At 52.1% G+C, this 24,505-nt stretch carries 34 protein-coding genes; 13 read left to right on the top strand and 21 right to left on the bottom strand.

The genetic code is table 11. The features are described 5' to 3' along the window. Positions 1-70 precede the first annotated feature (70 nt). The 3 genes from TAM4_RS07510 to TAM4_RS07520 are packed head-to-tail and all read left to right on the top strand — an operon-like array spanning position 71 to position 3,139. Complete coding sequence (locus TAM4_RS07510; protein WP_014122639.1) at positions 71-1,252, top strand: DUF4157 domain-containing protein; 1,182 nt, start codon at positions 71-73, stop codon at positions 1,250-1,252. Then, a complete protein-coding gene (thrC, locus tag TAM4_RS07515) occupies positions 1,200-2,342 on the top strand; it encodes a threonine synthase (protein WP_048150313.1) in 1,143 nt (380 codons plus the stop codon). The genes TAM4_RS07510 and thrC overlap by 53 nt, the downstream gene beginning before the upstream one ends. 5 nt (positions 2,343-2,347) lie before the next feature. Then, positions 2,348-3,139: an extradiol dioxygenase gene (locus TAM4_RS07520; protein ID WP_014122641.1), complete on the top strand. Its 792-nt coding sequence runs from the start codon at positions 2,348-2,350 to the stop codon at positions 3,137-3,139. On the opposite strand, the gene TAM4_RS07525 is transcribed toward TAM4_RS07520, so the two are convergent. Then, on the bottom strand, positions 3,136-3,597 hold the full coding sequence (locus TAM4_RS07525) for an alanyl-tRNA editing protein (protein ID WP_014122642.1): 462 nt from the start codon (positions 3,595-3,597) through the stop codon (positions 3,136-3,138). The two genes, TAM4_RS07520 and TAM4_RS07525, sit on opposite strands and share 4 nt — an antisense overlap. 208 nt (positions 3,598-3,805) lie before the next feature. Here TAM4_RS07525 and TAM4_RS07530 point away from each other — a divergent pair, with 208 nt between their 5' ends. Beyond that, a complete protein-coding gene (locus TAM4_RS07530; protein WP_014122643.1) occupies positions 3,806-5,152 on the top strand; it encodes a cyclic 2,3-diphosphoglycerate synthase in 1,347 nt (448 codons plus the stop codon). A gap of 69 nt (positions 5,153-5,221) precedes the next feature. Further along, a complete protein-coding gene (locus tag TAM4_RS07535) occupies positions 5,222-5,476 on the top strand; it encodes a PLDc N-terminal domain-containing protein (protein WP_014122644.1) in 255 nt (84 codons plus the stop codon). Positions 5,477-5,682: 206 nt separating this feature from the next. Here the strand turns inward: TAM4_RS07535 and TAM4_RS07540 are convergent, their stop codons facing one another. Both TAM4_RS07540 and TAM4_RS07545 read right to left on the bottom strand, forming a co-directional pair. Next, complete coding sequence (locus TAM4_RS07540; RefSeq protein ID WP_014122645.1) at positions 5,683-6,093, bottom strand: secondary thiamine-phosphate synthase enzyme YjbQ; 411 nt, start codon at positions 6,091-6,093, stop codon at positions 5,683-5,685. Continuing rightward, a complete protein-coding gene (locus tag TAM4_RS07545; protein WP_014122646.1) occupies positions 6,090-6,989 on the bottom strand; it encodes a thiamine-phosphate synthase family protein in 900 nt (299 codons plus the stop codon). The genes TAM4_RS07540 and TAM4_RS07545 overlap by 4 nt, the downstream gene beginning before the upstream one ends. Positions 6,990-7,108: 119 nt before the next feature. Here TAM4_RS07545 and pyrB point away from each other — a divergent pair, with 119 nt between their 5' ends. The 6 genes from pyrB (at position 7,109) to TAM4_RS07575 (ending at position 10,814) form a co-directional block, all read left to right on the top strand. Next, complete coding sequence (gene pyrB, locus TAM4_RS07550) at positions 7,109-8,044, top strand: aspartate carbamoyltransferase (RefSeq protein WP_014122647.1); 936 nt, start codon at positions 7,109-7,111, stop codon at positions 8,042-8,044. Then, the gene (gene pyrI / locus TAM4_RS07555) at positions 8,045-8,500 is read left to right on the top strand and encodes an aspartate carbamoyltransferase regulatory subunit (protein WP_014122648.1); all 456 of its coding nucleotides are present in this window, start codon (positions 8,045-8,047) and stop codon (positions 8,498-8,500) included. It abuts the gene before it with no gap. 30 nt (positions 8,501-8,530) lie between these two features. Beyond that, positions 8,531-9,340 carry a hypothetical protein gene (locus TAM4_RS07560; RefSeq protein ID WP_014122649.1) on the top strand — a complete coding sequence of 270 codons (810 nt, stop codon included), beginning with the start codon at positions 8,531-8,533 and terminating at the stop codon, positions 9,338-9,340. Then, entirely contained in the window at positions 9,337-9,912 is a 576-nt protein-coding gene (locus TAM4_RS07565) for an AAA family ATPase (protein ID WP_014122650.1), read from the top strand. Before TAM4_RS07560 ends, TAM4_RS07565 begins: the two co-directional genes overlap by 4 nt. 31 nt (positions 9,913-9,943) lie before the next feature. Further along, positions 9,944-10,168: a hypothetical protein gene (locus TAM4_RS07570; protein WP_014122651.1), complete on the top strand. Its 225-nt coding sequence runs from the start codon at positions 9,944-9,946 to the stop codon at positions 10,166-10,168. A 70-nt stretch (positions 10,169-10,238) separates the two neighbouring features. After that, positions 10,239-10,814 carry a hypothetical protein gene (locus tag TAM4_RS07575; RefSeq protein ID WP_014122652.1) on the top strand — a complete coding sequence of 192 codons (576 nt, stop codon included), beginning with the start codon at positions 10,239-10,241 and terminating at the stop codon, positions 10,812-10,814. Here the strand turns inward: TAM4_RS07575 and TAM4_RS07580 are convergent. Further along, positions 10,811-11,224 carry an EamA family transporter gene (locus TAM4_RS07580; protein WP_014122653.1) on the bottom strand — a complete coding sequence of 138 codons (414 nt, stop codon included), beginning with the start codon at positions 11,222-11,224 and terminating at the stop codon, positions 10,811-10,813. The two genes, TAM4_RS07575 and TAM4_RS07580, sit on opposite strands and share 4 nt — an antisense overlap. Position 11,225: 1 nt before the next feature. Continuing rightward, positions 11,226-12,575: a phosphoglucosamine mutase gene (glmM, locus tag TAM4_RS07585; protein WP_014122654.1), complete on the bottom strand. Its 1,350-nt coding sequence runs from the start codon at positions 12,573-12,575 to the stop codon at positions 11,226-11,228. Between the two features lie 61 nt (positions 12,576-12,636). On the opposite strand from glmM, the gene TAM4_RS07590 reads away from it, so the two are divergent. Continuing rightward, positions 12,637-13,062, top strand: coding sequence for a hypothetical protein (locus TAM4_RS07590; RefSeq protein ID WP_052306403.1), 426 nt, complete (start codon positions 12,637-12,639; stop codon positions 13,060-13,062). Here the strand turns inward: TAM4_RS07590 and TAM4_RS07595 are convergent, their stop codons facing one another. The 4 genes from TAM4_RS07595 to TAM4_RS07610 form a co-directional block, all read right to left on the bottom strand. Beyond that, positions 13,063-13,446 (bottom strand): hypothetical protein, encoded by a 384-nt coding sequence (locus TAM4_RS07595; protein WP_014122656.1) that lies wholly within the window; start codon positions 13,444-13,446, stop codon positions 13,063-13,065. 4 nt (positions 13,447-13,450) lie between these two features. After that, complete coding sequence (locus tag TAM4_RS07600; RefSeq protein ID WP_014122657.1) at positions 13,451-14,128, bottom strand: hypothetical protein; 678 nt, start codon at positions 14,126-14,128, stop codon at positions 13,451-13,453. Then, positions 14,125-15,471 carry a hypothetical protein gene (locus TAM4_RS07605; protein WP_014122658.1) on the bottom strand — a complete coding sequence of 449 codons (1,347 nt, stop codon included), beginning with the start codon at positions 15,469-15,471 and terminating at the stop codon, positions 14,125-14,127. Before TAM4_RS07605 ends, TAM4_RS07600 begins: the two co-directional genes overlap by 4 nt. A 127-nt stretch (positions 15,472-15,598) precedes the next feature. Further along, positions 15,599-16,378, bottom strand: coding sequence for a BtpA/SgcQ family protein (locus tag TAM4_RS07610; RefSeq protein WP_014122659.1), 780 nt, complete (start codon positions 16,376-16,378; stop codon positions 15,599-15,601). Between the two features lie 99 nt (positions 16,379-16,477). On the opposite strand from TAM4_RS07610, the gene TAM4_RS07615 reads away from it, so the two are divergent. Continuing rightward, complete coding sequence (locus TAM4_RS07615) at positions 16,478-17,056, top strand: PH domain-containing protein (protein WP_014122660.1); 579 nt, start codon at positions 16,478-16,480, stop codon at positions 17,054-17,056. A 68-nt stretch (positions 17,057-17,124) separates the two neighbouring features. On the opposite strand, the gene TAM4_RS07620 is transcribed toward TAM4_RS07615, so the two are convergent. The 12 genes from TAM4_RS07620 to TAM4_RS07690 form a co-directional block, all read right to left on the bottom strand. Further along, complete coding sequence (locus TAM4_RS07620; RefSeq protein ID WP_237702135.1) at positions 17,125-17,688, bottom strand: hypothetical protein; 564 nt, start codon at positions 17,686-17,688, stop codon at positions 17,125-17,127. Between the two features lie 42 nt (positions 17,689-17,730). Next, on the bottom strand, positions 17,731-18,252 hold the full coding sequence (locus TAM4_RS07625) for a hypothetical protein (protein WP_048150325.1): 522 nt from the start codon (positions 18,250-18,252) through the stop codon (positions 17,731-17,733). 5 nt (positions 18,253-18,257) lie between these two features. Continuing rightward, the gene (locus TAM4_RS07630; protein WP_014122663.1) at positions 18,258-18,665 is read right to left on the bottom strand and encodes a hypothetical protein; all 408 of its coding nucleotides are present in this window, start codon (positions 18,663-18,665) and stop codon (positions 18,258-18,260) included. 297 nt (positions 18,666-18,962) lie between these two features. After that, a complete protein-coding gene (locus TAM4_RS11940) occupies positions 18,963-19,085 on the bottom strand; it encodes a hypothetical protein (RefSeq protein WP_256359053.1) in 123 nt (40 codons plus the stop codon). 547 nt (positions 19,086-19,632) lie between these two features. Then, on the bottom strand, positions 19,633-20,148 hold the full coding sequence (locus tag TAM4_RS07645; protein WP_014122665.1) for a hypothetical protein: 516 nt from the start codon (positions 20,146-20,148) through the stop codon (positions 19,633-19,635). A gap of 351 nt (positions 20,149-20,499) precedes the next feature. Beyond that, on the bottom strand, positions 20,500-21,117 hold the full coding sequence (locus TAM4_RS07655; protein ID WP_014122667.1) for a hypothetical protein: 618 nt from the start codon (positions 21,115-21,117) through the stop codon (positions 20,500-20,502). Positions 21,118-21,120: 3 nt separating this feature from the next. Beyond that, positions 21,121-21,675, bottom strand: a complete 555-nt coding sequence (locus TAM4_RS07660; protein ID WP_148258653.1) for a hypothetical protein — start codon at positions 21,673-21,675, stop codon at positions 21,121-21,123. A 29-nt stretch (positions 21,676-21,704) separates the two neighbouring features. After that, a complete protein-coding gene (locus TAM4_RS07665; protein WP_048150344.1) occupies positions 21,705-22,319 on the bottom strand; it encodes a hypothetical protein in 615 nt (204 codons plus the stop codon). Between the two features lie 4 nt (positions 22,320-22,323). Next, positions 22,324-22,830, bottom strand: coding sequence for a hypothetical protein (locus TAM4_RS07670; protein WP_014122669.1), 507 nt, complete (start codon positions 22,828-22,830; stop codon positions 22,324-22,326). 1 nt (position 22,831) lies between these two features. Continuing rightward, positions 22,832-23,275, bottom strand: coding sequence for a hypothetical protein (locus TAM4_RS07675; protein WP_048150347.1), 444 nt, complete (start codon positions 23,273-23,275; stop codon positions 22,832-22,834). 74 nt (positions 23,276-23,349) lie between these two features. Continuing rightward, positions 23,350-23,937 (bottom strand): hypothetical protein, encoded by a 588-nt coding sequence (locus TAM4_RS07680; protein WP_014122671.1) that lies wholly within the window; start codon positions 23,935-23,937, stop codon positions 23,350-23,352. Positions 23,938-24,255: 318 nt separating this feature from the next. After that, on the bottom strand, positions 24,256-24,501 hold the full coding sequence (locus TAM4_RS07690; RefSeq protein ID WP_048150353.1) for a hypothetical protein: 246 nt from the start codon (positions 24,499-24,501) through the stop codon (positions 24,256-24,258). Between the last annotated feature and the right edge of the window lie 4 nt (positions 24,502-24,505).

Here is a 24,505-nt window from a genome sequence, read left to right on the forward strand (position 1 = left end):
CCTGAGAACTTAAACGTTTCCCAAGAAAAGCGTTTAAGGTATGCCGCGGAAATAGAATACGGAGATGGGAATGGGAAGCAAAGACATCAAAAAAGCCCTCGCTTCACTGGTACTCGTCTCGATAATCCTCCTGGGACTAGTGGGGGCCAGCGCGAACACCGGCAGCGACGTTCTCTCCCAGGTGAACTCCATCCTCAAGAAGGTGGAGGAGATCCGGGGCTTGACCTTCAAGGAGCCCCCAAAGATAGTGATCCTCACGAGGGAAGAGGCCAAGGAACGGTTCAAGCCAGGAAAACCGGACATAGAGCGGATGAAGCTTGAGGAAGACGTCTACAAGATGAGCCTCCTCCTGCCGCCCAACTACCCCTACGTCCACGAGAAGGTCGAGCAGAGCGTGGGGTGGATCGCGGTCACGACCGGTAACACGATCTACATAATAGCGGAGAACTTCCTCTCCGATCCGGACACTGCGAGGAGAGTGATAGCCCACGAATCAGTTCACGTTCTCCAGAAGCAGTGGTTCAACGCCCCCTACGGCGGGCCGACCCTCGACACCACGAAGGCAATACAGGCGGCGATAGAGGGGGACGCAGACCTCGTCGCCGACCTCTACTGCAACGAGACGGGGATTCCCATCCACAAGATAACGGACCTCTACACCAGAGACCCGGTAACGGCACTCGGCATCTTTCCCTACGTCTTCGGAGACAGGTTCGTCGCTTACCTCTACCGCGTTGGAGGATGGAGGCTCGTTAACGAGATGTACAGCCATCTGCCGAACACGACCAAAGTCGTGATGTTCCCCAGCCTATACCTCCGGAACTGGACGCCCACAGACGTGAGGGCCGACGTAGAAAAGCTGATACCAAAAAACGCAACCGTAAGGCACTCCGACAGGATGGGAGCATACTACGTGTTCCTGATCTACTGGGGACACAACGCCACGAGGGAAGAAAGCATGAAAATGGCCCGGGCCTGGGACGGAGACTGGCTGATCATGGGGGACGTCAACGGCACAAACGGGACCGAAAGGTTCCTGGCCTGGGAAGTTCTCTTCACCACTCCCGAGAACGCCACGGCCTTCGCCCACTTTCTCGAGAAGATAGCGAAAAACGACGACTACGCCCGCTTCACAATTAGAACCAGCGGGCGAAAGGTTGTACTCCTGGCCAAAAAGACCCTGTCGGAGGAGAAAACAGATGAAAGAGGGCAAGAAGTTAAGGTGTTCGATCTGTGGAAGGGTATACGATGAACCCGTCCAGAGGTGCGAGTGCGGCGAGCCGGTCGAGTTCGAGCTCTTTGAGGGAGAACCATACATCGGAAAGAGCGTCTGGGAGCGGTTCTGGGACTTCTGGCCGGTCGAGCCGGCCCTTGAGTTTTCGCTCGGCGAGGGCGACACCCCGCTGGTGAAGTCGAGGCTCGGCGAGGGGTTCGGCGTTAGGCTCTACCTCAAGAACGAAACGGTGAACCCGACCTGGAGCTTCAAGGACAGAGGGACGTTCCTCGCGATGAGCTACGCACTCAAAGCCGGCTACAAAACCGTTGGGACGGTCTCAACCGGCAACATGGCGGCGAGCGTCTCTGCCTACGCTTCACGCTTCGGATTGAAAGCTAAAATTCTCGTCTCCGAGAGCGCAAGCGACGAGAAATTAAAGGCCGTCTCGGTCTACGGCGAGGAAGTGATAAGGGTCCTCGGGGACTACGGGAGGCTCTACTTCGAGAGCCTCAAGCTTGGGGAAAAGCTCGGGGTCTACTTTATGAACTCCGACAACCCCTTCAGAACCGAGGGCTACAAAGGTATCGCGTTTGAGATAGCGGAGGAGCTTACCCCGGACTACGTTTTGATTCCGACGAGTTCAGGCGGCCTTTTCAGAGGAGTGGCAAAGGGCTTCCTCGAGCTTTACGAGAATGGGCTTATTGATGGCCTTCCAAAGCTGATAGCGGTTCAGGCTGAAGGTTGCTCCCCGATATGTAAAGCCTTCCGTGAAGGGAAGGAAAAGGTGGAGCGCTTCGAGAACCCGAAAACGATAGCGAAGGCAATAGCGAACCCCTACCCGCCGAGCGGGAACGCCGTTCTGAAACTTCTGAGGGAGTTTGGCTGGGGTTGCGTTTCAGTTTCGGACGATGAAATCAGAAAAGCTCAGAAAAGGCTCGCCCGCGAGGGCCTCTTCGTCCAGCCGGCGAGCGCGACGGGGATAGCGGCCTTAGAGAAGCTCAGCCTTCCCGAAGGAGCCAAGGTCGTCTCGATTCTCACCGGTTCTGGATTGAGAACCCTGAAAGATGCCCCGGCGGGGAAGATAACGGAGTGCCCGCTCGAGGGGCTTGAAAACTGTCTGAGGTGATTGAGATGCTCCTCGGAATAGGCCTGATGCCCCACGGAAATCCTGTTCTGGAACCGGAGGACGAGGAAACCGAGAGGCTCGCGGAGGTTCTGAGGAGAATCGGCGAGGAGTTCAGAGATGCGGACTCCTACGTCCTGATAAGCCCGCACAACGTCAGAATGAGCGACCACCTCGGCGTCGTTCTCGCTGAAAACCTCGTCTCGTGGCTCGGCTTCGAAGGGAAGGAGCTGCCCGGCGAGTGGAAAACAGACCGAGAGCTGGCAGAAAAGATTTATCAAGCCGAGAAAGAGGCGGGAATGCCGGTCGTTGACCTGAACTTCGCATCGCTACGCGGAAGCTATTCCCGCTGGCCTCTGAGCTGGGGCGAGTTGATTCCACTCCAGTTCCTCGAAAGGAAACCCCTCGTCCTGATGACGCCGCCGAGGGGAGTTAGCAGGGAAACGCTCGTCCGCTTCGGCGAAATCCTCGGCGAAGTCCTTGAGCGGGAGGAGAAGAGGGTTGCGCTGATAATCAGCGCGGACCACGGACACGGACACGATGAAAAAGGCCCCTACGGAAAGGTGAAGGAGAGCGAAATCTATGACAGGCTGATAATGGAGCTAATCAACGAAGACCGCCTTGAGGAGCTTCTCAGCATTCCCGAGGACCTCGTTAGGAAGGCCCTCGTGGACAGCTACTGGGGGATGCTGATAATGCTTGGAGCCATGAGGAAGGCCAAATTCGAGTTAAAGGCGAGCGCCTACGCCTGTCCGACATACTTCGGTATGGCGGGGGCGCTGTGGGTGAGAAAAAGCTAAACGACTTCAAAGCTAATCTCCAAAAGCTCCCTGCCCCTCCTAAAGCGAACCTTTCTGATTTTTATCTCCCCTATTTCGCCCGTTGTTTTGGTGTGCTCCTTATTGCACGCGTTGACATTCCAGCCCTTGATGACGACCACTTTAAGGGTTTTAACCTCCTCCGGAACGGGAAACAGGTCGTACATGTCCTCTCCAAAGCGCTTCTCCGCTTCCTCACGCGGAAGCTCGTAAACCTTAACTGGAACGTTCTCCTTAACTTTCTCATTGGCGAGGCGTTCTATTTCAGCGACTTCCTCGGGTGTTGGCTTTCGGTCGAACTTAACCGCTAAAACCCCGCGGTTGCCCTTGACGTAGGTCGAGGCCGTCCACTTGGCCTTTTCACCGAGGACCTTCACAACGGCTCCTTTGACAACGTGAAGTGCCGTGTGGGTTCGAACCTCAGCGCTCTCGCCGGCCATGGCAATCCCCGAAAGTGTCTTCGGCGATCGTTTATTAACCCACCGGGTAATCTGAAAACGGCCAAAAGAGTGTCTTTCCTGGGGATTTTTCGGGGTTTGGCTCGATATTCCAAAAGGCCTACACAAAGCCCTTTCAAGAGTAAACGAAAAGCATTATAAGAGCCAACGACCGATACACCGGTGGACAAAGTTTTAGGGGTGAACAGAAATGGCCGAGAAGAAAAAGAAGAGGGTTCTTATTTTGGGCGCCGCAGGGAGAGACTTCCACAACTTCAACGTGTTCTTCAGGGACAACCCCGAATACGAGGTGGTAGCGTTCACCGCAACCCAGATTCCGGACATCGAGGGCAGGCTTTACCCACCTGAGCTGGCCGGAGAGCTCTACCCGAACGGCATTCCGATATGGAGCGAGGACGACATGGAGAAGATAATCAAGGAGCACGACATTGACATCGTCGTCTTCGCCTACTCCGACGTCTCCCACGAGCACGTCATGCACCTCGCCAGCAGGGCCCACTCAGCTGGTGCCGACTTCTGGCTCCTCGGCCCGAAGAGCACCATGCTCAAGAGCACTAAGCCGGTTGTAGCCGTTACCGCCGTCAGAACCGGCTGTGGAAAGAGCCAGACCTCAAGAAAGGTCGCCCAGCTCCTCCAGGAGATGGGCTACAAGGTCGTTGCCATAAGGCACCCGATGCCCTACGGCGATTTGAGAAAGCAGGTCGTTCAGAGGTTCGCCAGCTTTGAAGACCTCGACAAGTACGAGTGCACCATCGAGGAGCGCGAGGAGTACGAGCCCTACATCGAGCGCGGCATGGTGGTTTACGCGGGCGTTGACTACGAGAAGATCCTCCGCGAGGCCGAGAAAGAGGCCGACATAATCCTCTGGGACGGTGGAAACAACGACTTCCCGTTCTACGAGCCCGACCTCTGGATAGTCGTCACCGACCCGCACAGGCCCGGCCACGAGCTCAAGTACCACCCCGGTGAGACCAACTTCAGGGCCGCTGACGTCATAATCATCAACAAGATTGACACTGCCAACAGGGACGACATCCAGAAGGTCAGGGAGAGCATCGAGAAGGTCAACCCGAACGCCACCGTCATCGAGGCTGCCTCGCCGATATTCGTCGACAACCCCGAGCTCATCAAGGGCAAGCGCGTTCTCGTCGTCGAGGACGGTCCGACCCTCACCCACGGCGGCATGAAGTACGGAGCGGGCTACGTTGCAGCGAAGAAGTTCGGAGCGAAGGAAATCATCGACCCGAGGCCCTACGCCGTCGGCTCAATCGTCGAGACCTACAAGAAGTACCCGCACCTCGACCTCATTCTGCCGGCCATGGGCTACGGCAAGAAGCAGATTAAGGAGCTCGAGGAGACCATCAACAGGGCAGATGCGGACGTCGTCATCATGGGTACTCCAGTTGACCTGCGCAGGTTCATGAACCTCAACAAGCCGGCCGTCCGCGTCAAGTACGAGCTCGAGGAAATCGGCCAGCCCAAGCTCAAGGACGTCCTCGAGGACTGGGTCAAGAACTGCGAGAAGCTCAGGAAGTGAGTTTTTCATTTTTCATTTCAGAAATTCTTTTATACTTTGCATGCGAAAAGAAAAAGGGTGATCCCTGTGATGGGGGTGTTTGTCCTCTGGGGCTTCAGTTTGTTTTTAATTCTCATCCAGCTGATAGCGGTAATATGGGTCATTTACGATGTCGTTACTAAACAGCAGCGCATGCCCGATACCGAGAAGATCATATGGATAATCGTGGCGATCTTCCTCGGACTGATCGGGGCGATAGTATACTACTTCGTTGTCAAGGCCAGTGGTAAGTACGAGGGCCGTGAAGAAATCTTGGAGCAGAAAGACGACGTTAAGGTCTGGTGACCGGAAGCCTTTTAGGCATGAGCCCCAACTAACACTGCCCGGGGAGCACCGCCGAGGGCGGAGTCAATGAACTCGGGCGGGTTATTACCCCCTTTCATGGGGTTTTTGGAGGTTCAATACCAGAACTGAAGGGGTTTCTTTAAGCGTCACAAATCATGAGAAGTGCAAGTTCTCAAAGTTTATAAAGGTGTGAGAACCAGAAGTTCTCACTCACCCACAACCTGCACTATAACTCTTCTGTGCCTCGGCCTGACGTCCAGCTCGACGAAGAAAATCTGTTGCCATGTCCCGCGAACGAGCCGGCCGTTTACGACCGGAAAGCACTCGCTCGCACCGAGAAGGGTCGCGCGCAGGTGGCTGTGGGCGTTGTCATCTATCCTGTCGTGGAGGTAGCCTTTGCCTTTGGGAATGAGCTCCCTCAGGGCGCGTTTGAAGTCCTCCAGAAGGCCCGACTCGTGCTCTATCGTGACTATCGCACCCGTTGCCCCGGGAACGAAGACCAGAACGTGCCCGTTCTCGATTCCAGACTCCTCAACGACCCTCTCGACCTCTGCCGTTATGTCCACGAGGTCTATCTCGCCCCTCGTCGAAAAGCGGAGCTCCTTGCTGTAGATCATTTTCCCACCCCCAGCTCATTGATCAGGAGCTCAACCTTTCTCAACACGTCGAAGGGATTCCTGCCGAAGATGTAAACGACCGGCTCAACGCCGTGGCCGCCTTCATCAACGACGACATCGTAAAGATCATCGGCGAAGGGTCTGGCTATCAGAGCCATGGCCTCCTCCTCGGACATTCCCTCAGTTTTAACCCTGGCGATCCTGAGGCCGAGCCTCTCGAGGGCCTCCATTATTTCCCCGCCATAGCGAACGTTAAGAACGCTCCTGATCTCAGGGCGAACTCGGCCGACATTCACGAGAATGCCAGCGGTGAACCGGCTGGCCCCGAACTCGGGGGGAAGCGCGTAGGGTTTTCCCTTGGCTATCGTGATCCTCCCAGGAACGGCGGCCACGTCCTCCGGGCCCTCTGGAGACGGTAATGCGTATGCAAAGTTGCTTCTGACCTCAGGAATGAGCTCTCTAAAGCCCTCCATCCCAACGAGTCTCTTCAGGGCAACGGCCAGCTCTTCAAGGACTTCACCGCCGGTTCTGCCGGAGTATATGAAGTTGCAGGCTTCCTCGCTGATCCCCGCGTATCTGGAATAGAATTTACAGAGAAAACCGCTTCTGAAGAGCTCCACAAGACGTTTTGAAACCAGGACCACTGCCTCCTCCCTCGTCCCGCCGTAGAGGATAAACCTCCCGACTTCCTCCGCCAGTTCATCGAGCCTCCTCGCCAGTTCCTCAGGAGGCCTCTTGTACCTCCCGGAGAGGTACTTGCTCACCATAGCCTGCGTAACCCCGAGGTAAGAGCCGATATCCGCCTGTCTTATGCCCCCATCGTAAAGGATCTCAGCGATCCGCGCCCGGAGATATGGCATTATCTCCTCAGCAATGTAAACGGAGGGAGTTCTCATAACCATCACCAGCCAGGTTATAATCGACTTATGACCTAAAGGCATTGCGGTTTTTGCTGAACAAAATTATGTCAAAAAAGACTTAAAAACCCATCGTTTTTTACACCGGAAGGGCTCTTATGGACTGGAAAGGAAGGGACGTTGTGAGCATTCGGGATTTCTCGAAGGAGGACATCGAGTTTGTTTTGAAGGTCGCAGAGAGGCTCGAGGAAGAACTCGAAAAGAAGGGCTCGCTCGACTACGCGCGCGGAAAAATTCTGGCAACCCTCTTCTTCGAGCCTTCAACAAGAACAAGGCTGAGCTTCGAGAGCGCGATGCATAGGCTCGGCGGCTCGGTCATAGGCTTCTCCTCGGCCTCGAGCACGAGCGTTAAGAAGGGTGAAAGCCTGGCCGACACAATAAGGACCGTCGAACAGTACAGCGACGTTATCGTCATAAGGCACCCGATGGAAGGCGCCGCCCGTCTGGCGGCTGAAGTTGCAGAGGTTCCGGTCATCAACGCCGGTGACGGGAGCAACCAGCATCCGACTCAAACTTTGCTTGACCTCTACACGATAAAGCGCGCCTTTGGGAAGATTGACGACCTCAGGATTGGCCTGCTCGGCGACCTCAAGTACGGAAGAACCGTCCACAGCCTCGCGGAGGCCTTAGCCTTCTACGACGTTGAGCTCTATCTAATTTCACCCGAGCTCCTGAGGATGCCGAAGCACATCGTCGAGGAGCTGAAGGAGAGGGGCGTTAGGGTTTACGAGACGACCGACCTCGAGGGCGCGATTCCAGAGCTTGATGTCCTCTACGTCACGAGAATCCAGCGCGAGCGCTTCCCGGACGAGGAGGAATACCTTAAGGTCAAGGGCAGCTACCAGGTGAACTGCAAGCTCCTGAAGAACGCCAAGGAAACGCTCAAGGTCATGCACCCGCTCCCGAGGGTGGACGAGATTCACCCAGAAGTCGATAAGAGCGAGCACGCGCTCTACTTCCGTCAGGTCTTCTCCGGCGTGCCGGTTAGAATGGCGCTCCTCGGATTGACCTTAGGTGTTCTGGAGGGATTTTAAATGCCCGAGCTGAAGGTTGAGGTAATCCCCGAGGGGACGGTAATAGACCACATCCCGGCAGGAAAGTGGCTTAAGGTCATCGAAATCCTCGGCCTGACGAAGCCCAATGGCGGAACCCTCCTCATAGCCTCGAACGTCCCCAGCAAGAAGCTCGGCAGGAAAGACATCGTGAAGGTCGAGGGGAGGTATTTGAGCGAGGAAGAGGTAAACAAGATTGCCCTCATCGCGCCGGACGCTACCGTTAACATCGTCAGGGACTACAAGATAGTGGAGAAGTTCAAGGTCTCGATTCCGGACGAGATAGTCGGAATCCTCACCTGCCCGAATCCAAACTGCGTCAGCAACCACGAGTACGTTAAACCGCGCTTCAAGGTCGAGAGCAGGGACCCGCTCAAGCTCCGTTGCCACTACTGCGAGAGAACAATTGAGGGGGATGAAATCCTGGGGAACCTTTAGCTTTTTAACTTCCGCATCCTCTCTGTTTTGATGAGCTCACTAACGGTCGAGGACGTATCAAGATTAGTTCGAGAGATAAGGCTAGAGCACGGCCTTCCGGAGACCCCCTTCAGGATAGACGAGGTCCGCTACGACCCGAAGGGGGACAAGCTGTTCATAATAGCCCACGACAGAACCGATAAAAGCGTCGTCATCGGCAACAGCCTTGTCATTGGAAAGCTCCGCGAGAGGCTCGGAGTCAAGCAGGTTACGGTTTATTCAAACCTCGACCTCGAGATAAAGCGGAAAAGGCTGGACGAGGCGGAAAGGCTCCTTCCCAAAGAGCTTGAGTTTCTTCTCCCGATAATCGAGGCTGAGCGGAAGTTCCCGCCGAGGGAGTGGCCTGAAGTTCAAGGAAACCTGAAAACTCTCGTCTTCCTGAGCTTCTCCGCCAGACCGCTCCTCGGCTTTGCCAAAGCCCTCAAGCTCCCCTACGAGGCAATCGGGCTGAAGTATAGTTTTCCAAAGCTCGGGTATGAGGCCGTTGAAGGCGACCTCAGGGAGCTGTTCTTCCCAAATGAGGACAGGCTCGTGAGAATCGCCGGGGAAAGGGGCGCAAGGCTTGTCTTGACGGATTTCCCATTCCCGCTGGACGAGAAGGGTGAGGTTTATCTCCTCAACCCCTTCAGGCTTCTCCACATCGGCTTCTTCGAGCTGAAATACTTTTTTGGCTTCGAGTTCCCCACGATGGTCGATAAAGAAGCTCTTTTGGAGTTCGTCGCAAAACTCACCTACGACGGCCTCATGGAGTCCACAGATGGGGCCAAGGTTGTATGGCGCTACTGGAGGCGGAGGAGATGATAATAGGAATCGTTGGAAAGATTGCCGCAGGGAAAACTACAATCGCTAAATTCTTCGAGGAGAAAGGATTCTGCAGGGTTTCCTGCAGTGAGCCGCTGATTGACCTGCTGACCCACAACGTTTCCGAGTATTCTTGGGTTCCGGAACTGCCAGAGAAGGCAGAACCGACGCGCGAGAAACTCATAGAGTTCGGAAAGTACCTGAAGGACAAATACGGCGGGGACGTACTGATTCGCCTCGCCGTTGACAAGAAGAGGAACTGCGAAAACATCGTCATAGACGGCGTCCGCTCGCGGGAGGAAATCGAGGCGATAAAGAAGCTCGGCGGAAGGGTCATCTACGTCGAGGCGAAGCCGGAGATAAGGTTCGAGCGCCTGATGAGGAGGAAGGCCAGCAAGGACAGGGGAATCAAGACATTCGAGGACTTCAAGGAGATGGACGATGCCGAGGAGAGGCTCTACCACACGAGCAAACTCAAGGAACTGGCTGACTACGTCATAGTCAACGAGGGAACCCTTGAGGAGCTGAGGGAGAAGGTGGAGCGGATTATCGAGGAGCTGAGCAAGGCTTAAAGGGAGTGGGAGTAAGGGAACTGGTGGGAAAATGAGCGAGATAATTGTGAGGATACCCGACGGGATTGAGAAATACCTAACCCCAGCCCTCAGGAAGAGGATAGAACTCGAGGCCATCAAGGAAATCGAGGAAAGAATACGAAAGGCCAGCAGGTTCATCGAGCTGACTGAAAAGAGCGAATTAAGTGAAGAGGACGCTGAGAAGCTCGCCGAGAAGCTCAAGAGGGACCTCGCAAAGAGGTACGGGGTAGTTTAGATGGAGGCAGTTCTCGACTTTAAGGTGCTCACGTCTCATGACCTCGCAAAAATCGTGCTGGGTGAGTGAGATGAACCTCCTAATCGTAGCCCCCTGCCTGTTGAGCCCCTTCTACGTTTACAGGGGCCCCAAAGAGAAGGAATACCGGACGGCAAGAGAGCTGAGGAAGCTGATTGGAGAACTCGGCGAGGAATGGCAGGTTCTTACCTACCCCTGCCCCGAGTTCGAGCTGATCGGCTGGCCGAGGCCCCCGATGGGAAGGGAGAGCTTTGAGAGACTCGGCATGCGCGAGAGGGTTCAGGTCGTAGCGGACTTCATAGGGAGGGTTCTGACTGAAGAGAAGCCGGAGCGGGTGGTCTTCATCGGCGTTAAAGGCTCCCCAACCTGTGGTGTCTTCCACATGACCTCGAACGACCCTGATTCCTTCGACTACGGCCTGATTCCGGCGTTCTTCTACATGGACAAGGAAAAGAGGCTTGAGGAGAGCAGGAAAGTCGTTGAGAAATTTGGCTTTGAGGTTAAGGCAGAGCCGGGACTGCTCTTCGAGGAGCTCATGGAGCGCTTCCCGGAGGCGGAGTTTTTAGAGTTCGACAAGGACGACGTTGAGGAGAGCGTTAAAAGGCTCAAAAATGCTCTGAAGTCCTAAAGGGCCACCAGAATCGCGCCGAGAACTATGAGGAGCGCGCCGACCGCTGTTTTCAGATCCATCCTGCTCCCGAGGATGAGCCACGAGAGGAAGATTGCCAGCGCGACGCTCGTCTTGTCTATCGCAACAACCGCCGGAACACGGCCGGCTTTAACGGCCATGAAGTAGAAGAGCCACGAGAGCGCGCCCGCTATCCCTGAGAGCGTTATGAAGAGCAGCGCCCTTCCGCTCAGCGGCTCCCGTGTTACACCGCTCACGAGGGCGACACCGACGAGGAAGACCGCCATTATGACGGCCCTCACGGCGGTCGCGAGCGTTGGGTTGACGTCCCTGAGGCCGATTTTTCCAAAGATTGGAACGAGGGAAGCGAAGAACGCCGCGAGGATGGCGTAGATGATGTAGGTTTTCATCTCAGGCCCTCCGAATGGCTTCCCTCACCAGCTTCTCAGCCTTCCCCATCAGCTCCTTTGCCTTCTCCTCCGTGTGGGCCTCGAGGGTTATGCGCATTATCGGCTCGGTTCCGCTCGGCCTGAACAGAACCCACCAGTCCCCGTTTTCAATCCTTATTCCGTCGATGTCGATGAGCCTCTCGTAGTCGAAGCTCTTCAAAGCCTCGCGCGCTATGATTTCCATCGCCTTAGCTTTCTTCTCGTTGGGGCAGGGTATCTTCGCCCTTAGAGTTACGTAGCGCGGGACCTCCTTTGCGAGCTCGCTTATCGGCCCGAGCCTGTCTATCATCTCAAGGACGAGCGCCCCCGCGAATATCCCGTCCGGCGTCAGGTTCCACTGGGGGATTATCCACGTCCCGCTCGGCTCGCCACCGAAAATTCCCCCGTGTTTAGCCAGTTCATCGGCTACCGCTACATCGCCAACGCGTGTCCTTATCACTTCCCCGCCCAGGGGCCTGACGTAGTCGTCCAGAGCGAAGCCGGCATCGACGGTGGTGACTATTTTGCCCCTCCCGAACTTCCGGAGCATGTAGCCCGCTATGAGCGAGAGCATGACCTCGTACTCAACGAAGTTCCCCTCGTCGTCAACGACTCCAATCCTGTCAGCGTCGCCGTCGTGCGCTATCCCAACGTCGGCATTCATGACTCTAACGGTTTTCGCTAGTCCCGAAAGGCTCTTCGCGTTCGGCTCGAGCTCCCTCACGAAGAAACCGCTCGGGTGGGAGTTGAGCGAAATAACCCTGTTGCCCAGCTCGCGCTGGAGGTATGGGCTGAGGATTGAGCCGGCGCCGTTGCCGGAATCGACGACAACCGTATAGGAATCGTTGAGCTTCACCATCTCGAGGGCCTTCCTTATGTACCCCTCCCTCGGGTCGGCCCTTCTGAGCGTCCCAATCTCGTTCCAGGGAACCTTTCTAAAGTTTCCGGATTCGAGGATTCTCTCAAGCTCGGCCTCCATGTCGGGGGTGTAGGCCATTCCGTTGGACTGCCACACCTTTATCCCGTTGTATTCCGACGGGTTATGGCTTGCGGTTATTGTAACGCCCGCATCGGCTTCGTAAAGCCTTATTGCAAAGCCCGTGAGCGGTGTTGGGGACAGACCTATGTCTATCACCTCGACGCCCGTGCTCAGAAGCCCGCTGATTAGGGCCGACTTGAGGGTCTCACTGCTCGTTCTCGTGTCCATTCCGACGACGACCTTTCCTCCCTCGAGGTACGTTCCGAGGGCCTTTCCGATCTTCAGAGCCAGCTCGGGGGTAACGCACTCGTTGAAAATGCCCCTGATTCCACTCGTGCCGAAGTACCTGCCCATGAGCATCACCCGACCAAAGGCGTATATACGATGGGCCGATATAACCCTTTTGGGTGGTAGTATGGAGGACTCTGCCTACGCTCGGGGCGTGCTCGCGTTTTCTATCTCTGCCGTAGCAGTGTTTATGTTCGTCGGCCTCTACTTTGACGTCAGGATAACGCTCATCGCCCTGCCCCTCCTGGTCTTCCTCACCGTCGTCTACCTCGGCTGGAGCGCCAACAAACAGCTGAACAGGGGCGAGATGAGGCGGGCGATAGCGGGAACTCTCGTGGCCACTTTCATAGTCCTCGTCCTCGGGAGTGAATACGTCAGCGTGTCCCCGGAGCTGAGGAACTACTTCCTGGGCGTCATCTCGACGATAATAGGCTTCTACTTCGGCTACCGCGGGCGGGAAACTGAGGAGGAGAGAATGGAGCGCCTCGTAAGGGCTTTAATGCAGGACAAAGGGATAGAAAAGGAAGGCCGGAAAAAGGAAAACTCCGGCTGATTACTTCTTCACGAGCCTGTATATGCCGACCGAGACAGTGTAGCTGTCCACGTTAACGGGCGCCTTGTAGTCAACCCGCACCTGAAACGGCACGCTGGAGCCGTAGATGAGGCTGTCCGTCTCGGACTCGGTCAGGACGTTGCCGTTCTCGTCGAGTATCGTTATCTTCTCGATCGTCCCCTCGCTCTCGACCGTTATCTTGTACTTTCCCGGCTCTAGCACGTGGCTGAGGTAGAAGACGTCGCCACTCACCGTCTCGGTCTTGACCTCGACCGGGATCTTATCGTAAGCGGTTTCGTAGTAGTACTGCATTCCAAAGATTACCGCGACGCCGAGGAAGATGAGCAGGAAAAACCCAACCACAAGTTTTTTCAGGATTCCCATTTTCTCACCCCCTTTCAGTCGGTTCCTCACTCACCGCGCCTGCGAGTTCCCGGGCGGTGAGCTTTCCCTCCCACGCGAGGAGCAGGTTCTCGCTCGATATTGAGAAGGTGGCGTTTCTCTCGCCGACGTAGGTTATGCTTACCCTCTCGACCCAAGGCGCGTCCTCGAGAACGGCAAAGGCCATCCTGAAGTAGTCCTTCCAGAAGGAATCCGCGTCCGCGAGGTATTCGAGCGAAAGGCTGGCGGTCTCGTTGGTTACGGCCACGTCAATTACGTTCACGTCGAAGACGCCGAGGTCCGTCCGTATCCTGAACTCCGGCGTTCTAATGTCCTCGAAGGCGTAGGTTCCGTTGGTCCTTTCGAGCCTCAAAACCGGCTCCCCGAGGTAGTAAGCGTCCACCCTCGTCGCGTTCCTCTCGACCGCAACCCTGTAAAGCAGACCCGTGAGGTTTTCGTTGACGGCCGGAACGTCCAGCCTGACGTAGGTGCTCCCGTTCGCGGTCGAGACGCTGACGTTGCCCGGTATCTCCGGGGCGGGCGTTGAGGTTGAAGTCCCGCCGTCATCCTTCTCTCCGGTGAGGTCATTCACGACCGAGCGGACATCGTCCGGGGAGAGGTAGCCGTTGACGTAGGCGTAGGCCCCGAGGAGGAGCAGGATTAAGAGGATGGCCTTTCCCTTCATATCCTCCCCTCCTCGAAGAGCTGGTTGATGTAGAACCTTATCCTTGCCTCCTGGTCTGAGTACTTCCCGCCGGAGTTCCTGTTGAGCATATGGACTCTGTTCATGCCCTGCGTCGTGTCCATGACCTCGTCAACGGTGTTCCGTATGACCTCGCTGTACTTCAGCCCCATCTTCCTGTAGCGGAGTGCCGTTTCCGCGGTCTTCCTGAACTCCCACTCGTAGTCCTGCGCGAGGGTCTTCTTTACCGCCAGACCCATCGACGAAAGAACCGTCTCAATGGGCTTGGTGGCAATTGAGGTTGGAACCGCGTTTTTGTATGGCGAGAGGGCTTTCTCCCTCGCCTCAATCGAGTTCATCTTGTTGTAGAGCGACGCGCTCTTCCCGCTAACGTGAAGGTCCTTCGCCGTCTTCCTGACCGATTCGCTTTCGTTGAAGACGAGCGAGTCCTTGTAGCCCCTAACGTAGTCCCTGAAGAGACCGAGCGGGCTGGGCAGGAGCGATGAGGCGCCGTCGATTAGGGAATCCAGGGCTTTGTTGCCGTAGTACTTGGCCTTCCAGCCGAGGGCGGTGCTAGCCTTTCCGGAGCTGAGCTTCACCAGTTTTCCGCTGGGGGTTTGGACCTCTATCGAATCCCCAAGTGAAGCTATCCTCGCGGTCGTTTTGCTCATTCTCGCGCGCGCCTCCGGGCTGAGACCGCCAACCGGACTCCCGACCGGGTTACCGCTCCCTTCCGAAACGTTTCCTTGGCCACTCGAAACGTTCTCGGGAACGCGGACGATGTTTCCCTCGAACTTGCTCAGGTAGAGGTTAAAGAGCCTTGGAAGCAGAGAGCTTATATCGCACGGGGGCGAGTAGCTCGTCTGGTAGTATCTGGTCGAGTAGTGGGTGTTCAGCGTGACGATGTAGTCTCTCACGAGGGCATAGTAATAGTACCAGTAAACCGTCTGGTCTTGATTGGAGTCCTCGTAGTCGTACTCCTCGACCTGGAGGACGACGAAGTAGTCATCACCACCCGAAATCTCGTAGTGAACGCGGTAGGTTTCCACGTCCTTGTCCTTGCGTCCCATAAAGTCTTGGTAATACGCCCTGAACTCCTCCTCCGCACGGCCGTCCGGGTAATACGTCGCCATCAGCGTTATCACGGTGTACGGCTCGTGGTCGTTGAGGCAGATGAAGTCCTGGTATGAATTGGAGCCTCCGCCAGGTACGTCCCCACCGCCGCCGTAGCTTATCCTGAGCCCCAGGGAGGAAGCTTCCTCAGGGCTTATGAGGGGAAACTGGGGCGTTGCGGAAACCAGACCCAGTCCTACGAGGAGAACAAAAATCGGGAAAAGTTTTTTCATCTTTTGCACCCCTGAAACAACCCATCTCGCGGAAGAGAAAAGCGGGACAGGGCCGTTTCTAAGAGTTACGCGCCCGATCGTAATAAGGCTTTCGGAGAAGAAAATTCGAAGAATAGTGAAGGAAAAGCTAAGAACCCCTCAACTTCTCCGCCAGCTCGACGAGCTTTCTTGCCCTCTCAAGGGAAACCTCGTTCTCGACCTTTCCGTCGCGCTTGAGCCACGTGCCGACGATGAAGGCATCTGCATGATTCCAAAGCTCGGGCAGGTTGTCGTAGGTCGTCCCCGAGCCAACGACGACCGGGACGGGCGAGATTCTCTTCGCGAGGGCGAGCTTTTCCAAATCAACGGGCTTTCCGGTTGCCTTTCCACTCACCACTACCGCATCGGCCAGACCGCGCTCGACGGTGTCCCTTATGGCATCTTCAAAGTCGAAGAAGTGAACCGCGTGCTTGACGTGAACGTCGGCGAAAACCTTGATTCCGCTCGGGAGAAGCTTCCTCAGCCTTGCAAGCTCGTGGGCGATGCCCTCGATGATTCCCTGGTCGGTGAAGGCAACTCCGCTCAGCACGTTAACCCTTATAAAGTCCGCTTTAATCGCATAGGCTATTGAATAGGCCGCTATTCCGTCGTTCCTGAGGACGTTAATCCCGACCGGAACGCTCACCTCGTCCCTGACGGCCTTTGCTACGGCGGTGAAGGAAGCGACCGTCACCTTGTCAACCGTCTTGGAAAACGGGACGTCGCCGAAGTTCTCAATCATCACCGCGTCGAAGCCGGCACTTTCGAGCGTCTTCGCGTCCCTCAGGGCGAGCTCAATAACCCCCTCAAGGTTGCCGTCGTAGAGGTACGAGCCGGGGAGGGGCTTGAGGTGGACCATCCCGATGAGCGGTTTCCTATCGAAGTCCATTGGATCACCCGTTAAGGGTTCGCGCGGGACGTTAATAAGCACTGTGGAAAGGAAAGAGTGATATAGGGGAAACTCCAAGGGAGTTGGTAGGTGAACGAAATGGGTGTCGTGGAAAACCCCCAACTTCCAAAATCTGTGATGAGGCATCTGGAGCCTGACGAGAGGGTTCTGTTTGCCATTAAGAAGAAGATAAGCCTCGAAAAGCCGAAGTGGCTTCTCGTGACGGACAGGAGGATAATCTACCTCGATGAGAAGGTCCTCGGGAGGTACGACCTCAAGGCGATCCCCTACCAAAAGCTGGAGCAGGTAACGGTTAAGCTCGGGGTCATGAGCTCAGAGTTCGTGATCGAGGGGGAGGAGAGCATAAGCCTCAAGCTCGGCTGGATGAACAAGGAGGAGGCAAGGAAGGCCATCAACGCGATAAAGGACGCGCTGAACGCGATAGCGGTCGAGCCTGTCTCAATTGACGTCAAGAAGGGGCTGACGAGCGAAACGTGGACACTGAGAAAGCCCAAGGAGCTCGTGACGAGGAGCATGCCCGCCAGAGCTCAGCCCCAGGTAGTTGAGAAGGAGGATCCCCTGGAGAAGCTAAAGAAGCTGAAGGAGCTCTACGACATGGGGGTCATAAGCCAAGAGGAGTACGAGGAAAAGAGGAAGAAGCTGCTCGAGCAGATTTGAAAACCAAACCCCATCAAAGATGATGAGTCCCTTATTTCCCCGCACCACATCCTAATTTTTCATCGGGCTCATATCCTTGGCAGTAACCCCCTATACAGCGTTGACATAATTTCGCGGTGCTTGATGTGTTTTGCTAAATCTTCGGGGCCGTTAATTTCCATCACCTTGAATGAGCGCTTTATTATCCGGGCTACACGAAGGGAAGCCCAGAGGTTGATCGCAAGAGGGGCCAATACAACAACCAGGGACTTCAGGGATAACCCGCATAGGAACCACTGAAGAGCCAAAAATCCCACTGAACTCCCCACGGCCGTAAACTTTGCCATCTCCTCAAGCCTCCAAAACAGCCGGTGGGCATTGCATCCAAGCCACAGCGCAAAAAGAATTAGCCCACCTGTTACAAGTATACACAGGAACACAAAGGCCCAGAAGTGTCCGGCCAAAGAGCCAATCCCAAGTAAAGCCGGCAGATAAAACCAAGTCCACACCATGAGCATCCAGGGTACACCGACTCCCGTCCCTATCAACAGCCCAAGGAGCCTGTTATCCACCTCTGCCCCAACAGGTCGAAGTTCTAAAGCCTTCCCGATCAGGTAAATATCGAAAATGAAAATAAGCCAGGAGGACAACACTAAACACCCCATAACAATCACCCCCCACAGATCAGGTTGTTGTCACTTCTCCACCGTGAGTTTATACCACCACCAAAGGATCACGACATAGGAGAGCAAGTAGGGAGAGAGGGTTGATAAGCCTATAACAACAACCTGTAAAATTAACAGAATCTTCACGGTATTCTCACTAAACAAACTTTGGGGTAACGCCTTGGCCATGGAATCATCGTTTAAAATCATGAGAACAAAAAGACCGACAACACCAAGGGACTCATGACCATTGAGCAAAAGCAGGAGAACAACCGGAGGAAGGTATGAAAACACCAAAAATCCCCTTAAATCCAACTGCTTCTTGGTAGGGAATACTCTGCGAATAAACACATCTCCCATGGCCAATGCCCATGCCAAAACAGACATATATCCTACCTTGATATCAATAGGAGTCCCGTATCTGAGAGATAAAATGAACGACGACCATGCGATCAAAGTCAGTGCTAGTCCCATGATACCACTCAGAATAACACCAAGTCCAACTATAACAAGAACAAATAGGAAGATGGAGAGATTCAGCACATCAATCATCGAAATCACCCCTGACCGTAGTTGTTACCCCGCTGATACTCCGGTCTTTCATTGTGCACCACCGTTATTTCGCCGTCAATCAACTGCAAAAGGCTCATAGCACAGTATAAAACAAAAAAGGAATACGTCAGAGGAAGTAGAGGATACTTGTAATATATCACCCACGCAAGAGCAGTTAACAATGTATAATAGAGGGTAGCCACCCTTGCTATCTTACGGGGTTGTTGTCTTAGTATTAAGGCTATTGCAACTTCAGTTGCTATGAATATTGCTGTTGTATAAACCACAAATGACTTAAATCCAGAGCTGAGGTCGAGCACTTTAATTGCGATTAAAAACATAAAGGGATAAAGAAGAAGGTCATTAAGATTGTACCACAAGGGCATCCTCCTGCTTGGAGCCACAAGATACATCCCGATAACCCATAAGAATACCCCAATGAAGGTATAACCCCAGAATTCAGAGTCATTAACTCTAACTTGATACGCTGAATACAAGAGTACTGAAACATTAAGGAGGAGAGAAAACCTAAAGGCTCTAGAGGAATTAATCACACTATCATCCTCCTATCACATTTCACATCACATTATTCCTCTCACCATCTGAAGGCGTTGATGCCCTAGCCATTTAGGGCGTCCTTAAAGCCCAACCCCACGAAATTAAGATCTAAGAGGGGAGTAAGCCTTAGCCGCTACGTCTCCCCTCACAGTTCACTCCCATAATTTCCAGTTGCCCTTTATATTCAACCACTCTTGAAGTACCGAATCTGTTATACCTTTAACTTTTAATATTTTTGTCTGCTTCTTTGTAGCGAGGGATACCACCTCCTCCAACTCTACCACTGACATTATCAATAAACACGGCTCTAGCCTATAGTTTTTTTCTAGGCCATTCACTGTGTTGTCACCGTTAAGATCTCCTAAACCTATTGTTTCTCTTTGTTGTATTGCCGAGTACTCCTAGCGGCAATAGGGGGTTCCTAACAGCGTACACGAATGGATAAAACCCAAAAATTGGCAGCACATCGTGCACCCATTTAATTTCTTCCTCATCCCTTGCCAGGTAATAGCCAGCAAAGAGGAAGGGTAGAATTACCGTCGAAAACAGTGCTCCAGCGGCTATCCCATCTTCGTTGCCCGAGACCGCCACTATTATCTGAAACGTGGAGATCATTAAAAGTTCAGGAAAAATAAGGGGAGAGAAACACGCATGCTTATCTTCATATCATCACCCTCAATCACCTATATCAAGATTGTTATCCATTTAAATCACTCTCGGCGTTTACCGAAGCTAGATTTCAACAAGTAATAAAGAATGAAAGTGCGAATATAGACATATCAGACAAACCACAGACCATGCTGGACTTCATAAGTGCATTTACTAGTTGGGATTATAAGGAGATGCTTCCTTTAAGCCTTTGTTGATTGTCTCGGCGAATTTGAGTGACATCAGTAAGTACAAGACCACAGGAATTGTTAGTGAGACGACAGACACTACTGTTTCATTCTCGCATACTATTTTGAACGTGGCCAAGAGCATTATTGTGTTCCCAAGAGCGTTTAGCTTAACAATAGTTCTAAGTCTCCCAAGGAGTTTGGGTGCCGCGTTTTGGATTTTGACAATCATCAGGATTATTACTGAGAACCACACAAGCACCATTATCACTCCCATTTCAGGGGGAACAAAGTCTAGTTTCCCGTTATCTGCGAGAACTATCATCGAGGCGAGCCCTGTGACGCTCCAAGGAATTATAATTGTGTCACCTAGAAACTCAACTGTTTTTCGTTCCAATTCTTTTCGAATCGGTCGCAGTCCTTCGTATTTAGCAACCAGATAACCATCCACTAGCACTAAAAAAGATGTAAATAGGAAAAGCAAAGTTGCCCAACATGCCATCCGAATCACCCCCCACAGATCAGATTGTTGTCTCTCTCCCGGGAACAAATAGAGGAGCTAAGCTGATGTAGCTGAAGAGTATTCTGGGCTTTAGTATTTCGAACGGATAGGAACGCTTGAAGGGGAGAGCCGCTAAAAGTGAGGGCACGAGCAATGCAAATAACATAATATGGATCCTGACGTTCCAGTAAATCTGCTCCTGATAGTTATCCACATATACAAAAAATCCTACTAATGTAACAAACAAGTAGCCCAAAATACAAAAAAGCAGGGAAAAAGTATAATGATCTCGATTTCCCATTTGTCTCACCCTCCTGTCACGTCATTTCCGTCAAATTCATTGTCAGGGGATCACACATTGATCTTGTTCCAGTATTCTCCTCCTGCCCCGTTAGGGTCGCCGTCGTAATTGTCTACGGCATTCTTAAAACTAGTTTTAGCTTTGCGCACACTTTCACGCATTCTCAAGAGTCTTTTAACATCTTCATAGAGCCACCAGAGCAAGATTCCATAGGATACCACAAGGAGTGTACGGAAGAGAAGGGCCACTAAAACTGCAGGAAGATACAGAAGGACAGTCAATGTTCTCTCCTGATGGCATATTATGCGAAAACCGTACCACAGGCCAAACCACAGGAAAACTCCTGCAAAGGCTATTGCTCCGTACTTCAGCGGCAATACTGTCAGGACTGGAAGATATCCCAAGGAAACCAGGGAGCATGCAGATTCAACTTCCTTTCTCTGTATCCCCCTCAAAGACCAGATGAGACTTAACAGCGAGAGAGACAGCCAGAGTAAAAGTACTGCAATAAGGGCCATGATGTCATTGTTTTCGTGGCTAACTTTGACGAGATATAGGAAGGACACCACTATAACACCCATTCCAATTATCGATTTGCGGTCTGAGATAAGAGCCCCAATCCCAAGGATAGCCCACAAAATAATGGAAATAAAAAGGAGAGCGTCCACCGTTCATCCCTCCTGCAATGTCCTAGCTGCTTTGTATTTCCCCGCTGTTAGTTTATACCACCACCAGAGCAGTAGAGCATAGGAGAATACATAAGGGGATAAAGTTAGTAGCCCGACAATCAAAATCTGAACCCCAATCGCAAAGGCTAAGACGGTTTTCTTGGAGGATTTGGAGAGAAAGCTCTGTGAAATTCTTTGTGTTGGTAAAAATAAAATTAGTAGCAGATAAAGGAGCCCAGCATACTGAGCTAACTCGTGCTCACTCGATATAAGGAATACTCCCACCAATGGAAGATACGAAAGAAGAAGCGCGCTTAGACTATCGATCCTTTTATCTGGAAACAGCTTATACCACAGAGATAATACCAACGCCATCATCCAGAGGATGATTGACATATAAGCCACCCGGATGTCTGTTGTCCTGTTTCCCAAGGCCAATATGAACGATAGCCATGCCGCTACGCCAGAGAGACCCCCCACAATCCCACCAAATATAAAACTAACCACGAAGATTAGAATCAATAAAAGAAAGATGGATAAATTCAACACCTCGTTCACCCCCCCAAAGTCAACCTCTTACTTATATGTCAATTTCCATTATGTTGTGAATGTCTTTTGAGGATAATCAACGCAAGACTAGAATATAATAATGCCACTATCCATGCTAGACTACAGGACTCCCCAGAAAATGAATGAAACTCAATGCATGTGGTTACTGCAAACAATCCATTAAGCGTTATTGCTTCCCACTGAATACCGAGTTTTGTCGTCACAATGTGTACCACAATAATCGCACCTAACAATACTATGGCAATTTGTGAATGTACATTTAAGGCTAACGTTAATAGGATTACAACATAGTACCCCTCTCTATAACTTTTTTTGTGCCCAAGTTCATACGTGAAAATGTTGACTAACAACGAGGCTACCGTAATTATTCCCACCACCTGAAAAATTCCCGAGGTCAGAGTAATCAGAAGGGTCGCAAATGGAATAAAAATTGAAGCGACAACAAAGGGACATGCATCGCCTTTTTCAACCAACAAACCACCAATTGCGATAAATGGAATCGAAAGCAAGTTAAAGACCAAGACTGTGGTTAAGTCAAGTCTTGTAGTTGACATGATTATCAACAATGTTAAAAGAAGGGACAAAGAGAGAGATAACAGGAAAAAACCAGCCTTACTCATTTTGGCCCACATTGTATCACCCTCCCCATAGGAGAGTTTGTTTTACGATCTTTAAATATCTCCGGGATAGCAAGGCATAGAGTACCAGCGGAATCATTATGCTGAGCAGAGCTCCTATTTCAACGACCCCACACAATGCCTTCAAAAAGGAGAAGGTGAAAACCGAGAGGACGAGAAGGTTGAACGCCACGACTTTCCCAGAGTTCTTGGCGATCTTCTCGGTGAGTCTCACGAATTTCTCCGGCTGGTTTTTAAACCTGACAAAAATAACCGTCGCGACGAAAGTTGCAATGAGAACTCCCAAAGCAGAGGGCAAGACGCTGTTATACACTATCGAAAGTATTAGGGTAATGTTTGGAATCAGTGGGAGGCCCGGAGAGACAACGATATCAACTCCGAGCTCTACAGCCTTTTTCTGAACTTCGCTCTTCACAGGTCTCATGCCCTCATACTTGAGGAATAGGTAAAGGTCCAATAAGAAAAACGAAAAGGAAAGGAGGAACAAGTACAGCCCGCACTCCATTTCAACCCCCCTCACTATGGTATTTTTTCAATTCCCGCCTAACATATTCCATAAGCAACACCGCAATACTCCCAAGCACGAGGTTGGGGACGAACAGATCCCGGTCATTGAACGTGCTCAAAGCCAGCAATGGGAACAGTATCTCGAAAACAACGTATATGACCCCTGCCAGCCTTGGAACCCAGCTAAACCTAGTAAAAACCCTGTAGAGAATATATGCCACAACTATTCCAAATAAGACCAGATTCGGGTCTTCGGGAGGGTACATAGAAGCAATTCCCGACAGAGAGATTTCAAGGCTCAAGATCGGAAGAGTAGAAAGCAATACTCTCTGTCTCCACGAATCCCCAATGAAAAGCTTACCAATTATCAAAATCACCACAAAATATATCACAAAAAACCAAAAGAGCTCAAAGACAAAGACCGCCCAAACCCCACTATTCATGGAATAACCCCCACACTTTCAACGTTGAGCTTTTAGTAGTCTACTGGTGACAATAAGAATCACCTCTGGAGCTTTCATGTTCTTTGTTTATAGGTTCTTCTCCTTATCCTCAGCCACCACCTACATAGAGGATCCTTCACGACATAATTCTTCAAATCCTCGGAACCGTTAATTCCGCTCGCCTTGAACGAGAGCTTCAGCGTACGAACTATGCGGAGAGAAGCCCAGAGGTGAACCACAAGGGGGAACAGTAAGGCAACCACTGACGCCAAAGACCACCCATACAGGATTACGTAAAGAGTAAGAAACCCCAACGCAGTTCCAATGGCAGTAAACTTGAGCAGTCCCTCAAGCCTCCAAAACACCAAATGAGCACTACACGACAACTTAAAATTCAACAGACCTAAGACCACCATCATGAGGATGTACAAAAATACAAAGACTCCAAAATGCGTGGCTAATGGCCCAACCCCATATATAGTCGGAAAAGAAATCCAGCTAAAAAGCACAAGCATCCAAGGTAGGAGAACACTAAGACTAGTAAAGGTTCCAACGAGCATATAATCTACCTTTGCCTTAATCGGCCGAAGTTCTAAAGCCTTCCCAATCCAGTAAATATCAAAAACAAAAATAAGCCAAGAGGATAACACCAAGTAATTCATCCCAATCACCCCCTACCGATCATGTTTCCGTCGTTTTCATCCGGGCACACTGAGTTAGAGTTGTACTAATCTAAACTACCATCAGCCAAAATTACCTCTCCTTCTCACCCCTTTTTAGGGCAACAAAATCATCTGATGGATACACTAACATCCAGAGGTACACAACTATCGTTGTCACTACAAATAAAATACACAGGGATATAAAGAGATCCACTGTGGATATATCCCTAAAACCCGTAAAAAGATAAACTAAAAGGACGGAGATAGCGTAAGTTTGGAGGACACAGCGAAGGGAGAACTTAGAGCATTTAGGAATCTTCATGGCTCATCCCCCACTATGAGATTATTGTCACCAAGGTTGTCGGAAGGTAATGGCTTCATGCTCTCAATTAATGCCCATCCGTATATAGTAAGGAGCAATACAAAAGGATTTGTCTCTACTGAGATTTTTCCTGTAATAATCATTGCGGCTACTTTGCTTGACGTACCCCAAGGATCATTTTCAATTTCATTTACAACGTAGTCTTTAACCTCTTTGATTATCCCCCTTTCCATGGGATCCATTTGT

The sequence above is a fragment of the Thermococcus sp. AM4 genome, assembly GCF_000151205.2.
GTDB lineage: Archaea > Methanobacteriota_B > Thermococci > Thermococcales > Thermococcaceae > Thermococcus.

Bases quoted from the DNA above. Each gene is read 5' to 3' on its own strand.
- TAM4_RS07510 (WP_014122639.1), top strand. From the start codon at position 71: ATGGGAAGCAAAGACATCAAAAAAGCCCTCGCTTCACTGGTACTCGTC.
- thrC (WP_048150313.1), top strand. From the start codon at position 1,200: ATGAAAGAGGGCAAGAAGTTAAGGTGTTCGATCTGTGGAAGGGTATAC.
- TAM4_RS07520 (WP_014122641.1), top strand. From the start codon at position 2,348: ATGCTCCTCGGAATAGGCCTGATGCCCCACGGAAATCCTGTTCTGGAA.
- TAM4_RS07525 (WP_014122642.1), bottom strand. From the start codon at position 3,597: ATGGCCGGCGAGAGCGCTGAGGTTCGAACCCACACGGCACTTCACGTT.
- TAM4_RS07530 (WP_014122643.1), top strand. From the start codon at position 3,806: ATGGCCGAGAAGAAAAAGAAGAGGGTTCTTATTTTGGGCGCCGCAGGG.
- TAM4_RS07535 (WP_014122644.1), top strand. From the start codon at position 5,222: ATGGGGGTGTTTGTCCTCTGGGGCTTCAGTTTGTTTTTAATTCTCATC.
- TAM4_RS07540 (WP_014122645.1), bottom strand. From the start codon at position 6,093: ATGATCTACAGCAAGGAGCTCCGCTTTTCGACGAGGGGCGAGATAGAC.
- TAM4_RS07545 (WP_014122646.1), bottom strand. From the start codon at position 6,989: ATGAGAACTCCCTCCGTTTACATTGCTGAGGAGATAATGCCATATCTC.
- pyrB (WP_014122647.1), top strand. From the start codon at position 7,109: ATGGACTGGAAAGGAAGGGACGTTGTGAGCATTCGGGATTTCTCGAAG.
- pyrI (WP_014122648.1), top strand. From the start codon at position 8,045: ATGCCCGAGCTGAAGGTTGAGGTAATCCCCGAGGGGACGGTAATAGAC.
- TAM4_RS07560 (WP_014122649.1), top strand. From the start codon at position 8,531: ATGAGCTCACTAACGGTCGAGGACGTATCAAGATTAGTTCGAGAGATA.
- TAM4_RS07565 (WP_014122650.1), top strand. From the start codon at position 9,337: ATGATAATAGGAATCGTTGGAAAGATTGCCGCAGGGAAAACTACAATC.
- TAM4_RS07570 (WP_014122651.1), top strand. From the start codon at position 9,944: ATGAGCGAGATAATTGTGAGGATACCCGACGGGATTGAGAAATACCTA.
- TAM4_RS07575 (WP_014122652.1), top strand. From the start codon at position 10,239: ATGAACCTCCTAATCGTAGCCCCCTGCCTGTTGAGCCCCTTCTACGTT.
- TAM4_RS07580 (WP_014122653.1), bottom strand. From the start codon at position 11,224: ATGAAAACCTACATCATCTACGCCATCCTCGCGGCGTTCTTCGCTTCC.
- glmM (WP_014122654.1), bottom strand. From the start codon at position 12,575: ATGGGCAGGTACTTCGGCACGAGTGGAATCAGGGGCATTTTCAACGAG.
- TAM4_RS07590 (WP_052306403.1), top strand. From the start codon at position 12,637: ATGGAGGACTCTGCCTACGCTCGGGGCGTGCTCGCGTTTTCTATCTCT.
- TAM4_RS07595 (WP_014122656.1), bottom strand. From the start codon at position 13,446: ATGGGAATCCTGAAAAAACTTGTGGTTGGGTTTTTCCTGCTCATCTTC.
- TAM4_RS07600 (WP_014122657.1), bottom strand. From the start codon at position 14,128: ATGAAGGGAAAGGCCATCCTCTTAATCCTGCTCCTCCTCGGGGCCTAC.
- TAM4_RS07605 (WP_014122658.1), bottom strand. From the start codon at position 15,471: ATGAAAAAACTTTTCCCGATTTTTGTTCTCCTCGTAGGACTGGGTCTG.
- TAM4_RS07610 (WP_014122659.1), bottom strand. From the start codon at position 16,378: ATGGACTTCGATAGGAAACCGCTCATCGGGATGGTCCACCTCAAGCCC.
- TAM4_RS07615 (WP_014122660.1), top strand. From the start codon at position 16,478: ATGGGTGTCGTGGAAAACCCCCAACTTCCAAAATCTGTGATGAGGCAT.
- TAM4_RS07625 (WP_048150325.1), bottom strand. From the start codon at position 18,252: ATGATTGATGTGCTGAATCTCTCCATCTTCCTATTTGTTCTTGTTATA.
- TAM4_RS07630 (WP_014122663.1), bottom strand. From the start codon at position 18,665: ATGTATCTTGTGGCTCCAAGCAGGAGGATGCCCTTGTGGTACAATCTT.
- TAM4_RS07645 (WP_014122665.1), bottom strand. From the start codon at position 20,148: ATGGCATGTTGGGCAACTTTGCTTTTCCTATTTACATCTTTTTTAGTG.
- TAM4_RS07665 (WP_048150344.1), bottom strand. From the start codon at position 22,319: ATGTGGGCCAAAATGAGTAAGGCTGGTTTTTTCCTGTTATCTCTCTCT.
- TAM4_RS07670 (WP_014122669.1), bottom strand. From the start codon at position 22,830: ATGGAGTGCGGGCTGTACTTGTTCCTCCTTTCCTTTTCGTTTTTCTTA.
- TAM4_RS07675 (WP_048150347.1), bottom strand. From the start codon at position 23,275: ATGAATAGTGGGGTTTGGGCGGTCTTTGTCTTTGAGCTCTTTTGGTTT.
- TAM4_RS07680 (WP_014122671.1), bottom strand. From the start codon at position 23,937: ATGAATTACTTGGTGTTATCCTCTTGGCTTATTTTTGTTTTTGATATT.
- TAM4_RS07690 (WP_048150353.1), bottom strand. From the start codon at position 24,501: ATGGATCCCATGGAAAGGGGGATAATCAAAGAGGTTAAAGACTACGTT.